The organism is Klebsiella huaxiensis, assembly GCF_003261575.2.
Lineage (GTDB): Bacteria > Pseudomonadota > Gammaproteobacteria > Enterobacterales > Enterobacteriaceae > Klebsiella > Klebsiella huaxiensis.
In genome coordinates, this window is sequence record NZ_CP036175.1 from 1327966 (window position 1) to 1347446 (window position 19481).

The following is a 19481-nucleotide window of genomic DNA, read 5'->3' on the forward strand; positions in this document are numbered from 1 at the left end:
ATTCCCGGAGGCGATGCTGCGCATCTGTCCGGGCTACCGGTCCGCGGGCGGAGGTGGACTCGTAGCCTGGGCAGGCGCTTTGCGCCGCCCGCGGGGAGGTAATCAGAGGCCAATAATTTTCCCTGAGTCGGTGCTTGGTGTATCTGTCCGGGCTATCGGTCCGCGGGCGGAGGTAGACTCGTAGCCCGGGCAGGCGCTTTGCGCCGCCCCCGGGGAGGTAATCAGAGGCCAATAATTTTCCCTGAGTCGGTGCTTGGTGTATCTGTCCGGGCCATCGGTCCGCGGGCGGAGGTGGACTCGTAGCCCGGGCAGGCGCTTTGCGCCGCCCCCGGGGAGGTAATCAGAGGCCAATAATTTTCCCGGAGGCGGTGCTTGGTGTATCTGTCCGGGCTATCGGTCCGCGGGCGGAGGTGGGCTCGTAGCCCGGGCAGGCGCTTTGCGCCGCCCCCGGGGAGGTAATCAGAGGCCAATAATTTTCCCAGAGGCGGTGCTTGGTGTATCTGTCCAGGCTACCGGCTTGCAGGCGTTGATGAACAAGCGCAGCGCGAGCCGGGAAAATTTCCGTGTTGCAGGTGTTGGTGAGGCTGAGGCTCCCTCAGCCTGCGGAGCAAACTACGCCAAATCTTCTCCGTTGCTGGCAATCACCTTTTTATACCACCAGAACGATTTTTTGCGCTTACGCGCCAGCGTGCCGTGGCCTGCGTCGTCGCGGTCAACGTAGACAAAGCCGTAGCGTTTGCTCATCTCACCGGTAGAAGCGGATACCAGGTCGATGCAGCCCCAACTGGTGTAACCCATCACCGGAATGCCGTCTTCGATGGCGTCGCCCATCGCTTTAATATGCTCGCGCAGATAGCTAATGCGATAGTCGTCGTTAATCTCGCCGTTGGTGTCAATCTCATCGCGCGCGCCGAGGCCGTTCTCCACCAGGAACAGCGGCTTCTGATAGCGGTCATACATCATATTCATGGTGATGCGCAGGCCGAGTGGGTCGATACCCCAGCCCCATTCGCTGGCCTGAATATGCGGGTTCTTCAGCGACTTAACGATATTGGCGGCATTGGTGTTATTGGCGTTCATCTCCGCCGAGGCGCAACGCGAGGCGTAGTAGCTAAAAGAGACGAAATCAACGGTATTTTGTAGGATTTCATCATCACCCGCTTCTTTCACAACCGTCACGCCTTTTTCGCGGAATACCCGCGCAGCCCATACCGGGTATGCGCCGCGCGCCTGGACGTCGATAAAGAACAGATTTTCGCGATCTTTCTCCAGCGCCATCCATACGTCTTCTGGCTTACAGGAGTAAGGGTAGAAATTGCCGCCCGCCAGCATACAGCCGACCTGATTTTGCGGGTTTACCTCATGGGCGATTTTGGTGGCCAGGGCGCTGGCTATCAGTTCATGATGCGCGGCCTGGTATTTCACCTGATCCTGATTCTCGCCCTCTTCAAACACCAGCCCGGCTCCGGAGAATGGACTATGCAGCATGATGTTGATTTCATTAAAGGTGAGCCAGTATTTCACTAAACCATCAAAAGCTTCAAAGCAGGTGCGGGCATAGCGGGTGAAAAACTCCACCATTTTACGATTGCGCCAGGAGCCGTATTCCGTCACCAGATGCATCGGTACGTCGAAATGGCACAGCGTGACCAGCGGTTCGATATGGTGCTTTTTGCACTCTTCAAACAGCGAACGGTAGAAGGCGATCCCTTCCTGATTGGGTTCAAGTTCATCACCTTTTGGAAACAGGCGGCTCCAGGCGATAGAGGTGCGAAACACGCTAAAACCCATCTCCGCCATCAGGGCGATATCTTCTTTATAACGATGATAAAAATCGATGGCCTCGTGGCTCGGGTAAAATTCATCGTCGCGCAGCTCAAAACGTTTCTCCAGCCCCAGCTTGACCGGCAGGCGGTGAGCGCCGTGAGGAATGGTATCGACGGTGGTCAGCCCTTTACCGCTCTCCAGATATGCTCCTTCGGACTGGTTGGCGGCCAGTGCGCCGCCCCATAAAAATCCCTGTGGAAAAGTCGCCATGCGTTACCTCGTTAGCAAAATTGTGTTCAGGCGTGTGATGTTTGAGCCGTGGTCTGGCGCTGTCTGGCGTCAGCGGCGGTCTCTTCAACCGGAATATCTTCAAAGCCGAGCAGTAGGGTCAGGATAAACGACAGCACGACCGCCAGCGCCATGACGCCAAAGACCCAGACGATAGTCATCGGATTAGCCGGGTCGAAGAACTGCACGCTGGTAAAGAGGCCCGGTGCTGCCATCGAGTGGCTGGCAAGTCCAGCAATCCCGGCCACCGCGCCGCAGATAAAGCCGCTGATCAGGCTGGCAATCAGCGGTCTCTTCAGGCGCACCGCTACGCCGTACAGCGCCGGTTCGGAAATCCCCGCCAGAATGGCGGAAGCCGCGGCCGCCAGCGCCGTCTGGCGCAGCTCCGGGTTTTTGGTTTTCCACGCCACCGCCAGCGATGATCCGCCCAGCGACAGGTTGGCGCCGATTTCAGACGGCATAACCATGCCCTCTTTACCGGTTTCGGCAATGGTCTGAATGATAGTCGGGGTAAAGACGCGGTGCATCCCAGTCATCACCAGCAGCGGCCACAGGGCGCCCATAATCGCCACCGACAGCCAGCCCAGATAGCTATGAATGGTATAAACCAGCGCGGAAATGGCGCTACCAATCCAGATGCCGAGCGGGCCAATCAGCAGAATCGACAGCGGGGCTGCAATCAGTACGATCAGCATGGGTTTAAGGAAGTTTTTCGTCACCGCCGGGGTGATTCGATCGACCCAGCGTTCGATATACGATAGGCACCAGGTCATCACCAGCGCCGGGATCACGGTATAGGTGTATTTTACCGCCGTCACCGGAATCAAGGCGAACTCAACATGTTCGCCCTGGGCGGCTTTCGCCATCAGCTCGATAAAGCTCGGGTGCACCAGTACCCCGGCAATTGCAATCGCCAGCGACATATTGGTTTTGAATTTCACCGCCGCGGAAGCCGCCACCATTAGCGGCAGGAAGAAGAACGCGCCGTCGCCGATCACCGTCAGAATGGTTAGCGTTGGCGCGCCTTTGGGCAGCACGCCGGTCATCTCCAGGATCATCGCCAGCAGCTTAACCATCGATCCGCCGATAATCGCCGGGATCAGCGGTGACATGGTGCCGATCAGCGCGTCAAGGATCCCCGCTCCGATGCGTTTTAAGGTGATAGGCGGTTTCCCCTGTGGTTCGGCAGGGCGTAGATCCCCCGGCAGCAGGGCCACCACCTCGCGATACGCCTGGGAGACGGTATTACCGATGATCACCTGACACTGGTTGTCGCTACGCACCACGCCGAGTACGCCTTTTAACCCTTTCAAGGTGGCGCTATCGACCTGCTCGCTGTCTTTGACCACGAAACGCAGGCGCGTCATACAGTGAGTAACGGCGGCGACGTTATCTACGCCACCTATCGCCGTGATGATCTGCTGCGCCAGGGCTGCATAATTTTTAGACATCGGATTTTATCCTGTTTATCAATGGGGTACTGGCTTGTCATCGCGCCGTAAACGGAGCGGTATCATGCATACATAGGAAACCGGTTCCACATAATCATCAATAGTTTCATTTGTAGTTACAAGATATAAAAAATTAAGATCTTAATTTTGTGACTTTGATCGCTTTGTCAGCACGGGGGGAGATGTGTGCAAATGCTGAAAAACCGTCGCGCGTGCAGTACACTGCGGGCAACATTGGCAACAGGAATAACCACATGGCAACAATGCTGGAGGTCGCGAAGCGCGCGGGGGTGTCGAAAGCCACCGTTTCGCGGGTGCTGTCGGGGAACGGCTATGTCAGTCAGGAGACCAAAGACCGCGTGTTCCAGGCGGTGGCTGAAAGTGGCTATCGGCCGAATCTGCTGGCGCGCAACCTGGCGACCAAAAAGACGCAGACCCTCGGGCTGGTGGTGACCAACACCCTTTATCACGGCGTCTACTTCAGCGAGCTGCTCTATCACGTGGCGCGGATGACCGAAGACAAAGGGCGGCAGCTGATCCTTGCTGACGGTAAGCACAGCGCGGAGGAAGAGCGCGAGGCGATTCAATATCTGCTCGACCTGCGCTGCGACGCGATTATCATCTACCCGCGTTTTCTCAGCGTTGATGAGATGGATGAGATTATTGAGAGCCATGAGCAGCCGATTATGGTGCTTAACCGTCGCCTGCGCCGCAACGCCAGCCACTGCGTCTGGTCCGATCAAAAGGCCTCGGCGATGATGACGGTGGAAAAGCTCATCGCGCTGGGCCATCGTGATATCGCCTTTATTACCGGTTCGCTGGATTCGCCAACCGGCGTTGAGCGTCTTTCGGGCTATAAAGATGCGTTGTCTCGCCACGGCATCGACCTGAACAACGATTTGATTGTTGAAGGAAGGTGGACGCCGGAAACCGGCGCTGCCGGGGTGGAGACGCTGCGCCAGCGTAACGCCCGCTACAGCGCGCTGGTCGCGAGTAACGACGATATGGCGATCGGTGCGATGAAGCAGTTGCATCAGCTTGGCGTAAAAGTGCCAGAGCAGGTATCGGTGGTGGGTTTTGACGATATCGTGCTGGCGCCCTATATGGTTCCGGCGCTCTCCAGCGTCAAAGTGCCGGTCACGGAGATGATCAAAGAGAGTATCAACCGGCTGATTTTTATGCTCGACGGCGGTGATTTAAAATATCAGCAAACCTTCCCCGGCGAGCTGATTGAACGCGACTCAATGGTTCCCGGCCCGCATGCCTGACGTCGTCATCTGTCATCGTCAGTTGTGACGATGACAGTATTCCTGTTATTTATTCCCTTTATTATCAATGCAATAAAAATTGGAACGTATTATGCATACTCCGGCGCATCACCTTCTTACAGCTGGAGAAATGGATGAACCGTTTCATTATCGCCGACGCGAGCAAATGCATCGGCTGCCGCACCTGTGAAGTAGCCTGCGTGGTCTCTCATCAGGAACATCAGGACTGCGCCGCGCTGACGCCAAAAAACTTTTTACCGCGTATTCACGTGATTAAAGGCGTCAATGTGTCGACGGCCACCGCCTGTCGTCAGTGCGAAGACGCGCCGTGCGCTAACGTCTGCCCGAACGGCGCAATCAGCCGCGAAAAGGGTTTTGTCCACGTGATGCAAGAGCGTTGCATTGGCTGCAAAACCTGCGTGGTGGCCTGCCCGTATGGCGCGATGGAAGTGGTCGTGCGTCCGGTTATCCGCCACAGCGGCGCGGGGCTGAACGTGATGGCGGAAAAAGCGGAAGCCAACAAGTGCGACCTCTGTCATCATCGCGAAGCGGGGCCGGCCTGTATGGAGGCCTGTCCGACCCACGCGCTGGTGTGCGTCGATCGCAACAAGCTCGAACAGATGAATATCGAAAAACGCCGCCGTACGGCACTGGCCTGGTAATTTGACCGCGCGATGAACGGGGTGCAAATACGCATTCGCGGTAAAGTGCAGGGGGTGGGGTTCCGCCCCTTTGTCTGGCAGCTGGCGCAGGAGCTGGGGCTATGCGGCGACGTATGCAACGACGGTGATGGCGTACTGGTGCGGCTTGGTGGCGGTGATGCGGCGTTCCTCGCCGCTTTAACCCAGCGCTGCCCGCCGCTGGCGCGGATCGACAGCACGCAAGCTCAGCCGTTTGCCTGGGCCATCGCGCCGTCGGGTTTCACCATCCGTCAAAGCGGGACCGGGAGCATGCGTACGCAGATTGTACCCGATGCCGCCACCTGTCCGGCATGTCTTGCGGAGATGAATGACCCGCAGGAGCGCCGCTACCGCTATCCGTTTATCAACTGCACCCACTGCGGGCCGCGTTTTACCATTATTCGCGCTATGCCTTATGACCGCCCGCTGACCTCCATGTCTCCGTTTCCTCTTTGTCCGTCCTGTGCGGCGGAGTACGGTAATCCTGCCGATCGCCGTTTTCACGCTCAGCCGGTTGCCTGCGCTGAATGTGGGCCACAGCTGGAATGGCGTGGGGATGTGGCTAATCTGTTTGGCGAGGCAGCGTTACAGGCGGCGATTGCCCGATTGTTGGCGGGCGATATTGTGGCGGTAAAGGGATTGGGTGGTTTCCATCTGCTATGCGATGCCGGAAATCGTGATGCGGTGGCGACGCTGCGGGCGCGCAAGCATCGCCCGGCAAAACCGCTGGCGGTAATGCTGCCGACGGCTACGGGGCTGCCCGAACAGGCGCTTAAGCTGCTGACCTCTCCCGCCGCGCCGATCGTGTTACTGGACAAAACGCAGGTTGCTGGCCTGTGCGACCAAATTGCGCCAGGGCTTGCGGAAGTAGGGGGGATGCTGCCGTCTAATCCATTGCAGCATTTACTTTCGCAGGCGCTGGCGCGCCCCTTAGTGATGACCTCTGGCAATCTTAGCGGCCGTCCGCCTGCGCTCACTAACGATCAGGCGCTGGCAGATCTCGCCGGGATTGCCGACGGTTTTCTGCTGCATAACCGCGAGATTGTGCAGCGGATGGACGATTCCGTGGTGCGGCAAAGCGGCGAGATGCTGCGCCGTGCTCGCGGCTATGTGCCGGACGCGCTGCCGCTGCCGCCGGGATTCCACGACGTACCGCCGCTGCTGGCCCTCGGCGCGGATATGAAAAATACCTTCTGCCTGCTGCGCGGCGATGAAGCGGTGCTCAGTCAGCATTTTGGCGACCTGAGTGAAGAAGGCGTAGAAGGGCAGTGGCGACAGGCGCTGCATTTGATGCAGGAAATCTACGCTTTTACGCCGCAGCGGGTGGCGGTTGATGCCCATCCCGGCTATCGCGCTTCGCAGTGGGCGGCGTCGCTGGCGCTGCCGGTGGAGCGCGTTTTACATCATCATGCCCACGCTGCCGCCTGCCTGGCTGAACATCGCTGGCCGCTGGACGGCGGCGACGTAATCGCCCTGATGCTCGACGGCATTGGTATGGGGGAAAATGGTCAGCTATGGGGCGGCGAGTGCCTGCGGGTTAACTATCGCGAATGTGAACGGCTTGGCGGCTTGCCCGCGGTGGCGCTGCCCGGCGGTGACCTTGCTGCGCGTCAGCCGTGGCGCAATCTGCTCGCTCACTGCCTGGCGTTTGTGCCTGACTGGCAGAACTATGCCGAAACCGCCGCGCTGCGTCAGCAAAACTGGCCACTGCTGGCGCGGGCCATTGAGCGCGGTATTAATGCGCCTAAAGCGTCGTCGTGCGGACGCCTGTTTGACGCCGTCGCCTGCGCGTTGGGCTGCGCGCCGCTAACTCTGAGCTATGAGGGCGAAGCGGCCTGTCGGCTGGAGGCGCTGGCGGCCACCTGCGAAAGCGTTGATCACCCGGTGACGTTACCGTGGCGCGACGGCGAGCTGGACCTGGCGACGTTCTGGCGACTGTGGCTCGGCTGGCAGGCCAATCCGGCGCAAAAAGCCTGGGCTTTTCACGATGCGCTGGCCTGCGGGCTGGCGGCGATGATGCGTGATTGCGCGAGCGCGCGGGATATTCATGCCCTGGCCTTTGGCGGCGGGGTGCTGCATAACCGGCTGCTGGTGGCGCGATTGACCTTTTATCTGGCCGATTTTACTCTGCTCTTTCCGCAGCAACTGCCCGCAGGCGATGGCGCAATAGCCCTCGGCCAGGCGGTTATCGCTGCGGCCCGCCTGCAGGCTTAAAGGACTCCGACATGATAGTGATGATTTTACGCCAGCAGCCGCGTGCAGCGGCGCTGGTGATGGGGCTGGTTGTGGCCAATTTGCTGGCCTGGGGCTGGGCGTTTGCCGCGTTTGGCGGTAGCGGCGCGCTGATGGCCGCCAGTCTGCTGGCCTGGGGTTACGGCCTGCGCCATGCGGTGGATGCCGATCATATTGCGGCAATTGACAACGTGACCCGCAAAATGATGCAGCAGGGGCGACGGCCTTTCGGCGTGGGTGCATGGTTTTCGCTGGGCCACTCGTCAATTGTGGTGCTGGCCTCGGCGGCGATTGCCGCGACCGCCACCGCGTTTGGTCAGCAGATGAGTTGGTTTCATGATACCGGCAGCGTTATTGGCACCGCCGTGTCGGCGCTATTTTTGCTGGCGATGGCGTTTATCAACCTGGTTATTCTGCGCAGCGTCTGGCGCAGCTTTCAGGCGTGGAAGCAGGGCGAAAAGGTGAGCGATGAGGTGGCGACCAGCGGCGGCATGATGAGCTGGCTGTTTGGTAAAACCTTCCGCCTGATAAGCCGCAGCTGGCAGATGTATCTGGTGGGCTTTCTGTTTGGCCTCGGCTTTGATACGGCGACGGAAATCGGCGTACTGGGCATTTCCGCCGCCAGCGCGTCGAGCGGGATGTCGATCTGGTCGATTATGGTTTTTCCGGCGCTGTTCGCCAGCGGCATGGCGCTGGTGGATACGCTTGATAATGTGCTGATGGTCGGCGCTTACGGCTGGGCATTCAGCAAGCCGCAGCGCAAGCTCTATTACAATATGACCATTACCGGGACGTCGGTGGTGGTGGCGCTGTTCATTGGCGGACTGGAAGCGCTGGGGCTGTTGATGGATAAGTTTTCCCTGAGTGGCGGGGTCTGGCGCTGGGTTGGCGCGTTGAACGACAATCTTGGCAACGCTGGTTTTGTGGTGGTGGGGCTGTTTGTTGCCTGCTGGGTGCTGTCGGTGCTTAACTACCGCTGGCGCGGGTACGATAACCTGGCGCGGTAGGTTGGGGAGATCGTCCCGGAGGCGATGCTGCGCATCTGTCCGGGCTACCGATTATGTGGCTGTCTGGTAGCCCGGACAGGCGCAACGCGCCGCCTCCGGGGATAACGTCAGTTCATACAGGCTAACTCACCAACTGCTTGAGCAGCGCAAAGGCGTCTTTCATTCGATCCTCGCTAACTACAAAGGCGCGCAGCTGGTTTTCGGCATCCACGCCTTTCGCCACCAGTCCGTCTTTGGCGGCAACGATATTCCACGTCAGATCCTCGCGTTGGGTATCGCCCGCCAGATGCAGCGGTAAATCCGGCGTTTTGACCTTCACCAGCATCGGCGGCAGCTTCAGCTCGCCCTGCTGGGTCAGCAGATTTTTACCGAGGCACATAGCGCTCAGCAGAATCGGCTGCAGGAACGGCAACACCATGCCGTTGATTTCCGCGCAGTCGCCGAGAGCGTAAATTGCCGGATGGCTGGTTTGCAGCTGGCTGTTCACCACCACGCCGCGATTAATCTTCAGACCGGCATGCCGTGCCAGCGCCGTTTCCGGGCGCAGGCCAGCGGCAGCGACCACCGCATCAACGGTCACCGTGCGCTGACGGTCGAGGGTGACGCGAATGCCGTTGGCACTTTGCTCAAGGCTTTCCAGCTGGGATTTCAGCATCAGGTGCACGCCCATATCGGTCAGACGATGCTGTAGGCGGCTGCTGGCCTCCGGCGGCATCAGCGCTGACAGCACGCTGGCGGAGTTATCCACCACCGTCACCGCTTTCCCGGCGCGGCAGAAATCCATCGCCAGCTCGCAGCCAATCAACCCGCCGCCAACGATCAGTACGCGTCTGGCGTCATGCAGCTGGCTCTGCGCTGCGCCATACTCACGCTGGCTGTTGAGGGTCAGCATTAGCTCGCGTCCCGGTACCGGCGGAATAAACGGCGTCGCGCCGGTAGCCAACACCAGTTTGTCATAGCGCCACTCACGGTCCTGGTTTTTCACTACCTGATTCTCGGCGTCGATATCGCTCACCCAGGTATGCGGGAACAGGCGCAGATTGTACTGCTCGGCAAACTCTCCCGCCGTTTGCAGGGTCAGGTCGTCGGCCTTCTGACCACGGCTGACCACATGGCTGAGGTCCGGTTTGTTGTACTCATCCATGCTGTCGGCGGCGATCAGGGTCAGCGGGATTTGCGGGTCCTGCTTGCGGATATTTTTCACCAGCTGACGGGCCGCGAAGCCCGAGCCGATGATGACGATGCCATCACTCATTTTGCCTCCGATGCCAGAACATCAAACACGTCTTTACCCAGCGAGCATTCCGGGCAGAGGAAGTTATCCGGGACTTCGCTCCATGGCGTACCCGGCTGGACGTCCTGGTTCGGCTCGCCTGTTTCTGGATCGTAAATCCACTGACACACGCTGCACTGCATCATCGGTCCGAGGTCGGCTGCCGCTGCGGCGGCACAGGCGCAGGCTTCTTGTGCCTGGTCTGGTTTGGCAGCGGCTTCCGGCAGCGGAGCCAGCGCCCATTGACGAGCAATTTCGCGACCGTGCTGACGGCAAATTTCCAGCGCGTCGAGGTCCGGACGCCATTTGGCCTTCAGGCTCAGGGACATTTCAAAACCGGCATCCTGTAAACGGGTAGAGAGACGGTCAACTGCGCCGCCGCTCCAGCCGTGGGAGCCAAAGGCGCTGGCGTGCTTGTTGCGAAAACGCAGGCCGGTCATCTCTTCTACCAGGCCGGCGATTTTCGGCATCATCACGTTGTTCATGGTGGAGGTGCCGACCAGAACGCCTTTGGAGCGGAATACGTTGGTCAGGATTTCGTTTTTATCGCTGCGGGCGACGTTAAAGATTTTCACCGCCACGTTTGGGTCAACTTCGTTGATGCCCTGGCCAATCGCATCCGCCATCATGCGGGTGTTATTGGACATGGTGTCGTAGAAAATGGTGATACGGTCTTCCTGATAGTCCGCCGCCCATTTCAGGTACAGCTCAACGATCTGGGTTGGATTTTCACGCCATACCACGCCGTGGGAGGTGGCAATCATGTCGACGGGCAGATTGAAGCCGAGAATTTCGGTGATTTTCGGCGTCACCAGGCGGCTGAACGGGGTCAGGATGTTGGCGTAGTAACGCTGGCATTGCTCGAACAGTTCGGTCTGATCCACTTCGTCGTTGAACAGACGTTCATCGCAGTAGTGCTGGCCAAAGGCATCGTTACTGAACAGTACTGCATCGCCGGTCATGTAGGTCATCATGCTGTCCGGCCAGTGCAGCATCGGGGTTTCCACAAAAATCAGCTGTTTGCCGTTACCGATATCCAGGCTGTCGCCGGTTTTCACTACGTTAAAGTTCCACTCCGGGTGATGGTGGTGGCCGGTGATGGAGTCGATGGCGTTGGAGGTACAGTAAATCGGGGTGTCCGGGATCTGCGCCATCAGTTCGGTCAGTGCGCCAGCATGATCCTCTTCGGCGTGGTTAATGATGATGTAGTCGATGTCAGCGAGGTCGATTTCACCGCGCAGGTTCTGTACGAACTCGCGGCTGAATTTATGATCGACGGTATCGATCAGCACGTTTTTTTCTTCGCGGATGAGATAGCTGTTGTAGCTGCTGCCGCGCAGCGTTTTGTATTCGGTTCCGTGAAAATCACGTACTTCCCAGTCACGTTGGCCAACCCAATGAATGTTATTTTTAACCAGAATAGACATAGCAACCTCAATTAATTCAACGTTGTTTCAAATAAGATTTTTTGCTTATATCAAGTTACGTGCCAACTTTTTAATATATTGAATTTTAAGGTTTTAATATTTTTAGCTAAATTTATTGATGTCAAAATGACAATGGTTAAAATAGTCGTTATGACTATCTTTATTGTCAGAATGACTATGAGGCGACAATGAGTTTCTCCGTCGAGGCCCTGGCGAAAATCGCCATTGATTTACAAAGCGATCTCGGTCATGCCGACCGTTTCTCGCGCCTGATTACCACCCTGCGGCAGATTCTCGGCTGCGATGCTTCGGCGCTGCTGCGCTACGAAGCGCATCAGTTTGTGCCGCTGGCGATTGATGGCCTGGCGCAGGATGTACTTGGGCGGCGCTTCGCCCTTGAAGGTCACCCACGGCTGGAGGCGATTGCTCGCGCCGGGGACGTGGTGCGGTTCCCGGCAGACAGCGACCTGCCGGACCCCTATGATGGACTGATCCCCGGTCAGGAGAGCCTGAAGGTGCATGCCTGCGTCGGACTGCCGCTATTTGCCGGGCAAACCCTGATTGGCGCGCTCACCCTCGACGGAATGGATGCGGACCGCTTTGACAGTTTTAGCGATGAGGAGCTGCGCCTGATTGCCGCTCTGGTGGCCGGGGCGTTGAATAACGCGCTGCTGATCGCCCGACTGGAGAATCAAAACGTGCTTCCGGAGCAGGCTATCGCTTACCCGGCGTCCGAGCGTCAGGAGATAATCGGCCTGTCGGCACCGATTTTACAGCTGAAAAAAGAGATCGATATCGTCGCGGCTTCCGACCTGAACGTCCTGATTAGTGGCGAAACCGGCACCGGCAAAGAGCTGGTGGCGAAGGCGGTGCATCAGGGGTCGCCGCGGGCGGCCAATCCGTTGATCTACCTTAACTGCGCGGCTTTGCCGGAGAGCGTGGCGGAGAGCGAGCTGTTTGGCCATGTTAAAGGGGCATTTACCGGAGCGATAAGCAACCGTAGCGGCAAGTTTGAAATGGCGGACAACGGGACGCTGTTCCTTGATGAAATTGGCGAGCTGTCGCTGGCGCTGCAGGCCAAGCTACTGCGGGTGCTGCAGTATGGCGATATTCAGCGCGTCGGCGATGACCGCAGCCTGCGGGTTGATGTACGGGTGCTGGCGGCGACCAACCGCGACCTGCGTCAGGAGGTGGTGGAAGGGCGTTTTCGTGCCGACCTTTACCATCGTCTGAGCGTGTTCCCGTTGTCGGTTCCGGCGCTGCGCGAGCGGGAAAATGACGTCGTGCTGCTGGCGGGCTATTTCTGTGAGCAGTGTCGTTTACGTATGGGGCTGTCGCAGGTGATTTTAAGCGACGCGACGCGAGCCAGACTGCTGGCGTGGTCATGGCCGGGTAACGTGCGCGAGCTGGAGCATGCCATTCATCGGGCGGTAGTGCTGGCGCGGGCAACTCAGGCGGGTAACGAAGTCGTACTGGAGCCGCCGCATTTTCAGTTTGCCACGGAAGCGCCGGGTCTGCCTGACGTAAGCCCGCAGCCGGTGGTGGAAGTGGTGAATTTACGCGAGGCGACGGAAGCCTTCCAGCGCGAAGCGATTGCCAGAGCGCTGGCGGATAACAATCGCAACTGGGCCGCTGCCGCCCGCGCGCTGGATCTCGACGTCGCCAACCTGCATCGGCTGGCGAAGCGTCTCGGGCTTAAAGGATCCCGGCCTGATAAAAGTTCTGCAGGTTAATTGCGCCGACCAGCTGACCGTTGTCATCGACCACCGGCGCGGCGCTGATTTTGTGCTTCATCAGGCGCTCTTTGGCTTCTACCGCGCGGCTTTCTGCTTGCAGGGTTACGCCGTTGCGGGTCATTGCCTGGCTGACGACATCTTGCAAACTGCCGCCGCCTACCAGCCAGCGGCGCAGGTCGCCGTCGGTAAACACGCCCTGGACGTGATTGCGCTCATCGCAGACCGCCACCAGCCCCAGGCCGGTGCGGCTGAGTTCGAGCATCGCGTCCATCACGCTGGTATCAACATCCACGCGCGGCACGTCGCCATCGCGGCGCATTAGATGGTGAACTTTGTTCAGCAGTCGTGCGCCCAGCGCCCCAGCCGGATGCGAGCGGGCAAAATCTTCTTCATTAAAGCCGCGAGCCTGCATCACCGCCATCGCCAGCGCGTCGCCGAGCATCAGGGTGTTAACGGTGCTGGAGGTCGGCGCGAGGTGCATTGGGCAGGCTTCGCGTTCTACGGCGATATCAAGTACCGCTTTAGCCGCCAATGCCAACGGAGATTTGGATTTCCCGGTCATTGCCAACAGCGGAATGGATTTTTCTTCCAGGCGCGGGACAATGAGATCCAGCTCTTTAGCGCTGCCGGAGTAAGAGATAAACAGCATCACGTCGCGGCTATCGAGCATCCCAAGGTCGCCGTGCAGCGCCTCCGCCGGATGAACGAAAAATGCCGGAGTGCCGGTGCTGGCGAAGGTGGCGGCCAGCTTTTTGCCAATATGACCTGATTTACCGATACCGGAGACCACCAGTTTTCCCTCGCAGTGGATGATGATTTCCGCCGCGCGGATGAAGTCGTCGCCCAGGCGTTCAGGCAGGCGGCTCGCCTCCTGAAGCTCCAGCATCAGGGTCTGGCGTCCGGCTTCTAACAGAAAGTTACTCATGATGTTCTCCAGTAATAATGACCTCGATGCCTTTTTCTTCCAGCGCTTGCTTGAATTCCTGGCTGATATCGGCATCGGTAATCAGTTTGTCCACGCTCTCCAGACCGCAGACGATATTGGGACTTTTGCGGCCAAATTTCGATGAGTCGGCCATCAGGATAACCTCGCGGGCGGCATTGCACATCGCTTTGCTGACCGTATAAACCTCATTAAAGGTGGTGACGCCAGCGATTAAATCAATCCCGTCGGTTCCCATAAACAGTTTATCGAAGCTGAAGTGCTCGAAGGCGTTTTCCGCCAGCTGGCCATGAAAGGAAGCCGATTTTTTACGGAAGGTACCACCCGGCATCAGGATAGTTTGTTCATTATCGAGCTCGGAGAGGGCGTTGACGATATGCAGGCTGTTGGTCATCACGGTGATGTTATTGAAGCGGCTGAGCATCGGCACCATTTGCAGCACCGTACTGCCGGCGTCAAGAATGATCGAGTCGCCATCGTGAATAAAGCCCACCGCAACTTCGGCAATTCGCTCTTTTTTATGGGTGTTGATCAGCGTCTTGTGGTCGATGGGCGGGTCGGCCTCGTCTTTATTTAACACCACGCCGCCGTAGGTGCGGATAACGGTACCGGCATTCTCAAGGATGACCAGATCCTTGCGGATGGTGGTACCGGTGGTGTCGAAGTGTTGCGCCAGCTCTTCGACCGAACATTTACCCTGCGATTGCAGGTGCTCGAGAATGGCTGCCTGGCGCTGACGTGGTTTCATAGGCGTTGTATCCTGCGTTTAAAGTTTCGAAGTGATAATTTCGCAAGATATTAACTTTCACAACGAAATTATCCATGTTTCGGATTAAGCGCTAATAATAGTGCATTCTGACAGAGCGGATCATTGGGAAAGATCACATCAGGTTGCAATTCCTCGAGATGTTTGCCGTTGAGAGCAGGAATTTTTTGTGGTCTGGCGAAGACGGTGAGACCTTTCATTAACAGCGTATCGCGAATGCGATCGTGCTCGTCGACGGCGATGGCGACGACGGCGCGCGGTTTAAAACGGCCCGAGGAGCGACCTACGCCAACCCGGCCCTGCTGGCATAGCTGGTCGAAGGCGCGATTGAACTGGCGGATTTGCCAGCCGCCAAAGGCTAGCTGGGTTATCCAGGCGATGGCGGCGACGGTGATGAGTGCGGTAACCATAAAATCTCCTTAAGGTGTGTGCGAAAATTCCCCCGGAGGCGGCGCAACATCGCCTCCGGGGAAATAGCGCGCAACGTTTTAAAACATCACCTGTCCGCCGGTGACGTTGATGGACTGCCCGGTGCAGTATGACGCCTGCGGGCTGGCGTAAAACATCAGCACGTTGAGCACGTCCTGATAATCGCAGCCGCGCTTTAACGGCACTTTATCGATGTAATACTGCTCCACTTCGCTCTCGGCAATTCCCAGCTTGGTGGCGTACTGTGGCAGCAGCGATTGGAACATCGGCGACTTCAGCAGGTTGCCCAGCATCAGCGAATGGACGGTGATACCGTACTCCGCGAGATCTAATGCCAGAGACTGCGTCAGCCCCACGCCGCCAAACTTCGCCGCGCTATAGCCGGAGTTGTGCTTGCTCCCCACTTTGCCGGATTTCGAGTTGATCTGGATGATGCGTCCTTTAATGCCATCGCGGATCATCAAGCGGGAAAACTCGCGGGCGCAGAGGAAGTAGCCCACCAGATTAACCTGCAGCGAGCGGTCGAAATCGCCCAAGGCAAAATCGCTGATAAAGGCCGCTTTGGCGATCCCGGCGCTGTAGACCAGCAGGTCTGCGCGGGAAAATATTTCGTCAACGCCGCGGGCGAGGGCGACGACGCTGGCTTCGCTGGTGGCGTCTGCGCCGAAGCCGTAGGCCGTTCCTTCGCCGTATTCAGCATTAATGGCCTGCGCGACGCGAGTCGCTTTATCGCTCTGGATGTCGACAACCGCCACGCGATAGCCCTCTGCAGCAAGGCCGCGACACAGAAACTCCCCTAAGGTTTGTCCCCCACCGATGACAACAGCAACCTGATTCATATTTTTCTCCTTACAACTTAAGCAACAAATTTCAGTACGCAGCCGGTGGCGATCTCTTCCGGCACCGGGCCCGCCACGTGGACGGTTCCGGGGAATTCCGCTTCGCTGTGACCATCAAAACGCAGCGTGATATGGCCGAGCTCGCGCAGGTTCTGCTCGGCAACGTCGCCGACGGCGGTCACTGGATAGCGCTGCTCGCCAAGCTGAAGCTCCGCGCCCGGGACCAGCGGGCCGGATAGCTCGCCGTGGTTGTGAATAAAGCAATACTCTTCGATGTCGGCCGGGGCCCCTTCGCGGAAGGTGATCAGCATCTGGTCTTCCAGCGCCATCGTCGCACTGGCACCGATACGCGTAATGGTGGTCTGGTAAATCACGGTCATCTTCAGGAACCTCTTATTGGTAAATAAATCCGGAAACAAACCAGGCGATCAGCACCGTTGGGGCGCCGGTCAGGAAGCGGCTCACCAGCACCGACGGGACGCCGACGCGCACGGTGTCCTGTCGCGCTTCGGCCAAAGACAGACCAACCGGGATAAAGTCGCAGGCGGCCTGGGCGTTAATGGCAAACAGTGCGGGCAGGGCGAGATGTGGTGGAATATTGCCAAGACCAATCTGCACGCCAATCAGTACGCCGATAACCTGGGCGATAACCGCGCCAGGGCCGAGGAACGGTGACAGCAACGGAAAGGAGCAGATAAGCGCCAGCGTAACGAGGCCCAGCGGATGGCTGGCAAGCGGCGCCAGACCGTGGGCAATCCAGTCGCCGACGCCGGAGGCCATGATGATGCCGATCAGCGCTGAAACGAAGGCCATAAACGGCAGGATGGTTTTCAGCACCGTATCGATGGTGTCGCGACCTGCCTGGAACAGCACCGCGACTACGGAACCCATGCCCATGCCGACCTTCGCCAGCAGGCCGTCGCTCTGCTCGGTTATCTTCTTGCTGGTGTCATAGTCGCGGACCGCCGGTTGAGCTGGCGTGTCCTGTGGAGCAGGGGAGTCGTTATCTGTTAAGACGTGAATGTTCTCGCTTTTAACTCCGGAAACGTAAATATCCTCGACGATGTACTGCGCCAGCGGCCCGGATTTGCCGGTAGCGTGGATATTAATGGTCGGGATACGACGCTTTGGGTAGATGCCGCAGCGCAGGGTGCCGCCGCAGTCGATAATCGCCACGCCGATTTCCGCTTCCGGCGGTTCGCCCTCTTTGAAACCATCGACCGCCTGCCAGCCGGTGAGGCTCGCGATTTTATCGACGATCGCCGGACGGGTGCCTGCGGTGATATAGACAATTTTTTTACCGGCAACTACGTCCAGTTCGAGCGGGCCGCCCCAGCCACCGGTGCCTTTTTCAATACGAATACGTGTCATGATGTTGCTCCTGACAGATGGACTTTCTGCTCAAGCTGGATGGCCATTTTCTTCTCAAAAATCGACGTGGTCAGGTCGGTCACCCAGCCGCGGAAGAAGTTCGTCACCAGGCCCACCAGCAGATAGCTCACCGCCAGCGGCCCTAACGGCAGGCCGAGAGTGGTCAGCCCGTTGGCTACCCCGAGATAGACGAAGAGCTCGCCGGGGTTGATGTGCGGAAACAAACCGTTCATTGAGTGGCAGCTGTAGGAGGCCGCCGCGTAATAGCTTGGTTTGTATTTCTCGGGCATAAAGCGCCCAAGGCTCAGGGTCATCGGGTTACAAAAAACGAAGGTGCCGATGCAGGGCAGCAGCAGGTAGCGGGAGATCGGATTACCGGCGCAGCGTTGCGCCAGCTTTTCGATCCGCTGCTGACCAATAAAGTTGATCAAGGCGTTCATGATCACCAGCAGACTGATCAGCAAAGGCAGGATCCCGGTGACCATACCGGTAAACACCTCGCCTCCCTTCTGAAACAGGCCGATAAACCATTCGGCACCGTGGGTAATGACTTCAATCATTGTTCTCTCCTTCAGCGTGTTATTTTTCTTGCTAACTGGCAGCTAATTTTAATCACTTTGAAAGATATAAAAGTGTTAATTTGATCGCATAATGAAAGATAAATATTTTATTTTGAAAGGTATTAGCTGAAATGAAAAATGAGAGAGGCGGTGAATGAGCGAAAAATGACAATAAAAAAGAATTTACATCGCCGCCGCTTCCTTGTGAGCGGGCGCATGCTTTACCATAATTACCCCTTGCCGATTTGTTAAATGGATGTCCCATGTTGAAGCGTCGTTATCTGGCTTTACTCCCCCTGTGTGTCCTTCTCGCTGCCTGCAGCAGCAAACCTCAAACCCCCGCAGAAACGGAAATGGCGGGCGGCACGGGCGGTTTTTTGCTGGAGCCGCAGCATAACGTGATGCAGATGGGCGGTGATTTCGCCAATAACCCGGCGGCGGAGCAGTTCATCGATAAAATGGTGAGCAAGCATGGCTTCGACCGCCAGCAGCTGCATGAAATCCTCTCGCAGGCCAAACGTCTGGACTATGTTTTGCGTCTGATGGACCGTCAGGCGCCGACCGGGCTGCCGCCGTCAGGGCCAAACGGCGCCTGGCTGCGCTACAAAAAACAGTTTATTACCCCGGATAACGTGCAGAACGGCGTGGTGTTCTGGAACCAGTATCAGGACGCGCTCAACCGTGCGTATCAGGTTTACGGCGTGCCGCCGGAAATTATCGTCGGGATTATTGGCGTGGAAACTCGCTGGGGCCGGGTGATGGGCAAAACCCGCATCCTTGATGCGCTGGCAACTCTTTCGTTTAACTATCCGCGTCGTGCGGAGTACTTCTCCGGCGAGCTGGAAACCTTCCTGCTGATGGCACGCAGTGAAAAAGATGATCCGCTGGACCTGAAAGGGTCGTTTGCCGGAGCGATGGGCTATGGCCAATTTATGCCATCCTCCTATCGCCAGTACGCTGTGGATTTCAACGGCGACGGGCATATCAACCTGTGGGATCCAGTTGATGCTATCGGCAGCGTGGCTAACTACTTTAAGCAGCACGGCTGGGTGAGCGGCGATGTGGTTGCGGTGCAGGCGATGGGCCAGGCGCCTGGTCTGGATAACGGTTTCAAAACCAAATACAGCGTCTCGCAGCTGGCTGCGGCGGGATTAACTCCGACTCAGTCGCTGGGTAACCATCAGCAGGTGAGCCTGCTGCGGCTGGATATAGGCACCGGATACCAGTACTGGTACGGCCTGCCGAACTTCTACACCATCACCCGCTATAACCACAGCACTCATTATGCGATGGCCGTCTGGCAGCTGGGGCTGGCGGTTTCTCAGGCCCGTATGCAGTAATCTTGCCCTTTATGCACCTCTCCGTTCGGAGAGGTGTTTGTAACATTTTGCAGCATTTCCTTTCGTTGACACCAATTTACATTCTACGCATTTTTCAATATTGT

The 19481-nt window shown here is 57.8% G+C and carries 17 protein-coding genes; 6 read left to right on the forward strand and 11 right to left on the reverse strand.

What is annotated here, in order from left to right:
* Nucleotides 1-612 precede the first annotated feature (612 nt).
* Both DA718_RS06370 and ascF read right to left on the reverse strand, forming a co-directional pair.
* Nucleotides 613-2037, reverse strand: coding sequence for a 6-phospho-beta-glucosidase (locus DA718_RS06370; RefSeq protein WP_112213778.1), 1425 nt, complete (start codon nt 2035-2037; stop codon nt 613-615).
* 26 nt (nt 2038-2063) lie between these two features.
* Complete coding sequence (ascF, locus tag DA718_RS06375; protein ID WP_112213777.1) at nt 2064-3506, reverse strand: PTS cellobiose/arbutin/salicin transporter subunit IIBC; 1443 nt, start codon at nt 3504-3506, stop codon at nt 2064-2066.
* Nucleotides 3507-3760: 254 nt separating this feature from the next.
* Here ascF and DA718_RS06380 point away from each other — a divergent pair, with 254 nt between their 5' ends.
* From DA718_RS06380 to DA718_RS06395, 4 genes are all read left to right on the forward strand, one after another.
* Complete coding sequence (locus DA718_RS06380) at nt 3761-4774, forward strand: LacI family DNA-binding transcriptional regulator (protein WP_112213776.1); 1014 nt, start codon at nt 3761-3763, stop codon at nt 4772-4774.
* Nucleotides 4775-4908: 134 nt separating this feature from the next.
* Entirely contained in the window at nt 4909-5436 is a 528-nt protein-coding gene (hydN, locus tag DA718_RS06385) for an electron transport protein HydN (protein WP_112213775.1), read from the forward strand.
* 12 nt (nt 5437-5448) lie between these two features.
* Nucleotides 5449-7668, forward strand: coding sequence for a carbamoyltransferase HypF (gene hypF / locus DA718_RS06390; protein WP_112213774.1), 2220 nt, complete (start codon nt 5449-5451; stop codon nt 7666-7668).
* An 11-nt stretch (nt 7669-7679) separates the two neighbouring features.
* Nucleotides 7680-8693 (forward strand): HoxN/HupN/NixA family nickel/cobalt transporter, encoded by a 1014-nt coding sequence (locus tag DA718_RS06395; protein WP_112213773.1) that lies wholly within the window; start codon nt 7680-7682, stop codon nt 8691-8693.
* A gap of 121 nt (nt 8694-8814) precedes the next feature.
* Here DA718_RS06395 and norW read toward each other — a convergent pair whose 3' ends face one another.
* Both norW and norV read right to left on the reverse strand, forming a co-directional pair.
* Nucleotides 8815-9948 (reverse strand): NADH:flavorubredoxin reductase NorW, encoded by a 1134-nt coding sequence (norW, locus tag DA718_RS06400; protein WP_112213772.1) that lies wholly within the window; start codon nt 9946-9948, stop codon nt 8815-8817.
* Nucleotides 9945-11393, reverse strand: coding sequence for an anaerobic nitric oxide reductase flavorubredoxin (norV, locus tag DA718_RS06405; RefSeq protein ID WP_112213771.1), 1449 nt, complete (start codon nt 11391-11393; stop codon nt 9945-9947). The genes norW and norV overlap by 4 nt, the downstream gene beginning before the upstream one ends.
* Before the next feature lie 188 nt (nt 11394-11581).
* On the opposite strand from norV, the gene norR reads away from it, so the two are divergent.
* Nucleotides 11582-13126: a nitric oxide reductase transcriptional regulator NorR gene (norR, locus tag DA718_RS06415; protein WP_112213770.1), complete on the forward strand. Its 1545-nt coding sequence runs from the start codon at nt 11582-11584 to the stop codon at nt 13124-13126.
* Here the strand turns inward: norR and gutQ are convergent.
* From gutQ to srlA, 7 genes are all read right to left on the reverse strand, one after another.
* Nucleotides 13089-14054 (reverse strand): arabinose-5-phosphate isomerase GutQ, encoded by a 966-nt coding sequence (gene gutQ, locus DA718_RS06420; protein ID WP_112213769.1) that lies wholly within the window; start codon nt 14052-14054, stop codon nt 13089-13091. The genes norR and gutQ overlap by 38 nt on opposite strands.
* Nucleotides 14047-14820 (reverse strand): glucitol operon DNA-binding transcriptional repressor SrlR, encoded by a 774-nt coding sequence (gene srlR, locus DA718_RS06425; protein ID WP_112213768.1) that lies wholly within the window; start codon nt 14818-14820, stop codon nt 14047-14049. Before srlR ends, gutQ begins: the two co-directional genes overlap by 8 nt.
* 68 nt (nt 14821-14888) lie before the next feature.
* Nucleotides 14889-15248, reverse strand: coding sequence for a transcriptional regulator GutM (gene gutM / locus DA718_RS06430; RefSeq protein WP_112213767.1), 360 nt, complete (start codon nt 15246-15248; stop codon nt 14889-14891).
* Between the two features lie 78 nt (nt 15249-15326).
* On the reverse strand, nt 15327-16106 hold the full coding sequence (gene srlD, locus DA718_RS06435) for a sorbitol-6-phosphate dehydrogenase (protein ID WP_112213766.1): 780 nt from the start codon (nt 16104-16106) through the stop codon (nt 15327-15329).
* Between the two features lie 17 nt (nt 16107-16123).
* Nucleotides 16124-16486, reverse strand: coding sequence for a PTS glucitol/sorbitol transporter subunit IIA (gene srlB / locus DA718_RS06440; RefSeq protein WP_112213765.1), 363 nt, complete (start codon nt 16484-16486; stop codon nt 16124-16126).
* A 13-nt stretch (nt 16487-16499) separates the two neighbouring features.
* Complete coding sequence (srlE, locus tag DA718_RS06445) at nt 16500-17477, reverse strand: PTS glucitol/sorbitol transporter subunit IIB (protein ID WP_112213764.1); 978 nt, start codon at nt 17475-17477, stop codon at nt 16500-16502.
* Nucleotides 17474-18037, reverse strand: coding sequence for a PTS glucitol/sorbitol transporter subunit IIC (srlA, locus tag DA718_RS06450; RefSeq protein ID WP_112213763.1), 564 nt, complete (start codon nt 18035-18037; stop codon nt 17474-17476). The genes srlE and srlA overlap by 4 nt, the downstream gene beginning before the upstream one ends.
* Nucleotides 18038-18300: 263 nt before the next feature.
* Between srlA and mltB the strand changes: the two genes are divergently transcribed.
* On the forward strand, nt 18301-19377 hold the full coding sequence (mltB, locus tag DA718_RS06455; protein WP_112213762.1) for a lytic murein transglycosylase B: 1077 nt from the start codon (nt 18301-18303) through the stop codon (nt 19375-19377).
* The last annotated feature ends 104 nt before the right edge of the window (nt 19378-19481 follow it).

Excerpts from the sequence above, each read along its gene's own strand:
- DA718_RS06370 (WP_112213778.1), bottom strand. The coding sequence starts at position 2,037 with ATGGCGACTTTTCCACAGGGATTTTTATGGGGCGGCGCACTGGCCGCC.
- ascF (WP_112213777.1), bottom strand. The coding sequence starts at position 3,506 with ATGTCTAAAAATTATGCAGCCCTGGCGCAGCAGATCATCACGGCGATA.
- DA718_RS06380 (WP_112213776.1), top strand. The coding sequence starts at position 3,761 with ATGGCAACAATGCTGGAGGTCGCGAAGCGCGCGGGGGTGTCGAAAGCC.
- hydN (WP_112213775.1), top strand. The coding sequence starts at position 4,909 with ATGAACCGTTTCATTATCGCCGACGCGAGCAAATGCATCGGCTGCCGC.
- hypF (WP_112213774.1), top strand. The coding sequence starts at position 5,449 with ATGAACGGGGTGCAAATACGCATTCGCGGTAAAGTGCAGGGGGTGGGG.
- DA718_RS06395 (WP_112213773.1), top strand. The coding sequence starts at position 7,680 with ATGATAGTGATGATTTTACGCCAGCAGCCGCGTGCAGCGGCGCTGGTG.
- norW (WP_112213772.1), bottom strand. The coding sequence starts at position 9,948 with ATGAGTGATGGCATCGTCATCATCGGCTCGGGCTTCGCGGCCCGTCAG.
- norV (WP_112213771.1), bottom strand. The coding sequence starts at position 11,393 with ATGTCTATTCTGGTTAAAAATAACATTCATTGGGTTGGCCAACGTGAC.
- norR (WP_112213770.1), top strand. The coding sequence starts at position 11,582 with ATGAGTTTCTCCGTCGAGGCCCTGGCGAAAATCGCCATTGATTTACAA.
- gutQ (WP_112213769.1), bottom strand. The coding sequence starts at position 14,054 with ATGAGTAACTTTCTGTTAGAAGCCGGACGCCAGACCCTGATGCTGGAG.
- srlR (WP_112213768.1), bottom strand. The coding sequence starts at position 14,820 with ATGAAACCACGTCAGCGCCAGGCAGCCATTCTCGAGCACCTGCAATCG.
- gutM (WP_112213767.1), bottom strand. The coding sequence starts at position 15,248 with ATGGTTACCGCACTCATCACCGTCGCCGCCATCGCCTGGATAACCCAG.
- srlD (WP_112213766.1), bottom strand. The coding sequence starts at position 16,106 with ATGAATCAGGTTGCTGTTGTCATCGGTGGGGGACAAACCTTAGGGGAG.
- srlB (WP_112213765.1), bottom strand. The coding sequence starts at position 16,486 with ATGACCGTGATTTACCAGACCACCATTACGCGTATCGGTGCCAGTGCG.
- srlE (WP_112213764.1), bottom strand. The coding sequence starts at position 17,477 with ATGACACGTATTCGTATTGAAAAAGGCACCGGTGGCTGGGGCGGCCCG.
- srlA (WP_112213763.1), bottom strand. The coding sequence starts at position 18,037 with ATGATTGAAGTCATTACCCACGGTGCCGAATGGTTTATCGGCCTGTTT.
- mltB (WP_112213762.1), top strand. The coding sequence starts at position 18,301 with ATGTTGAAGCGTCGTTATCTGGCTTTACTCCCCCTGTGTGTCCTTCTC.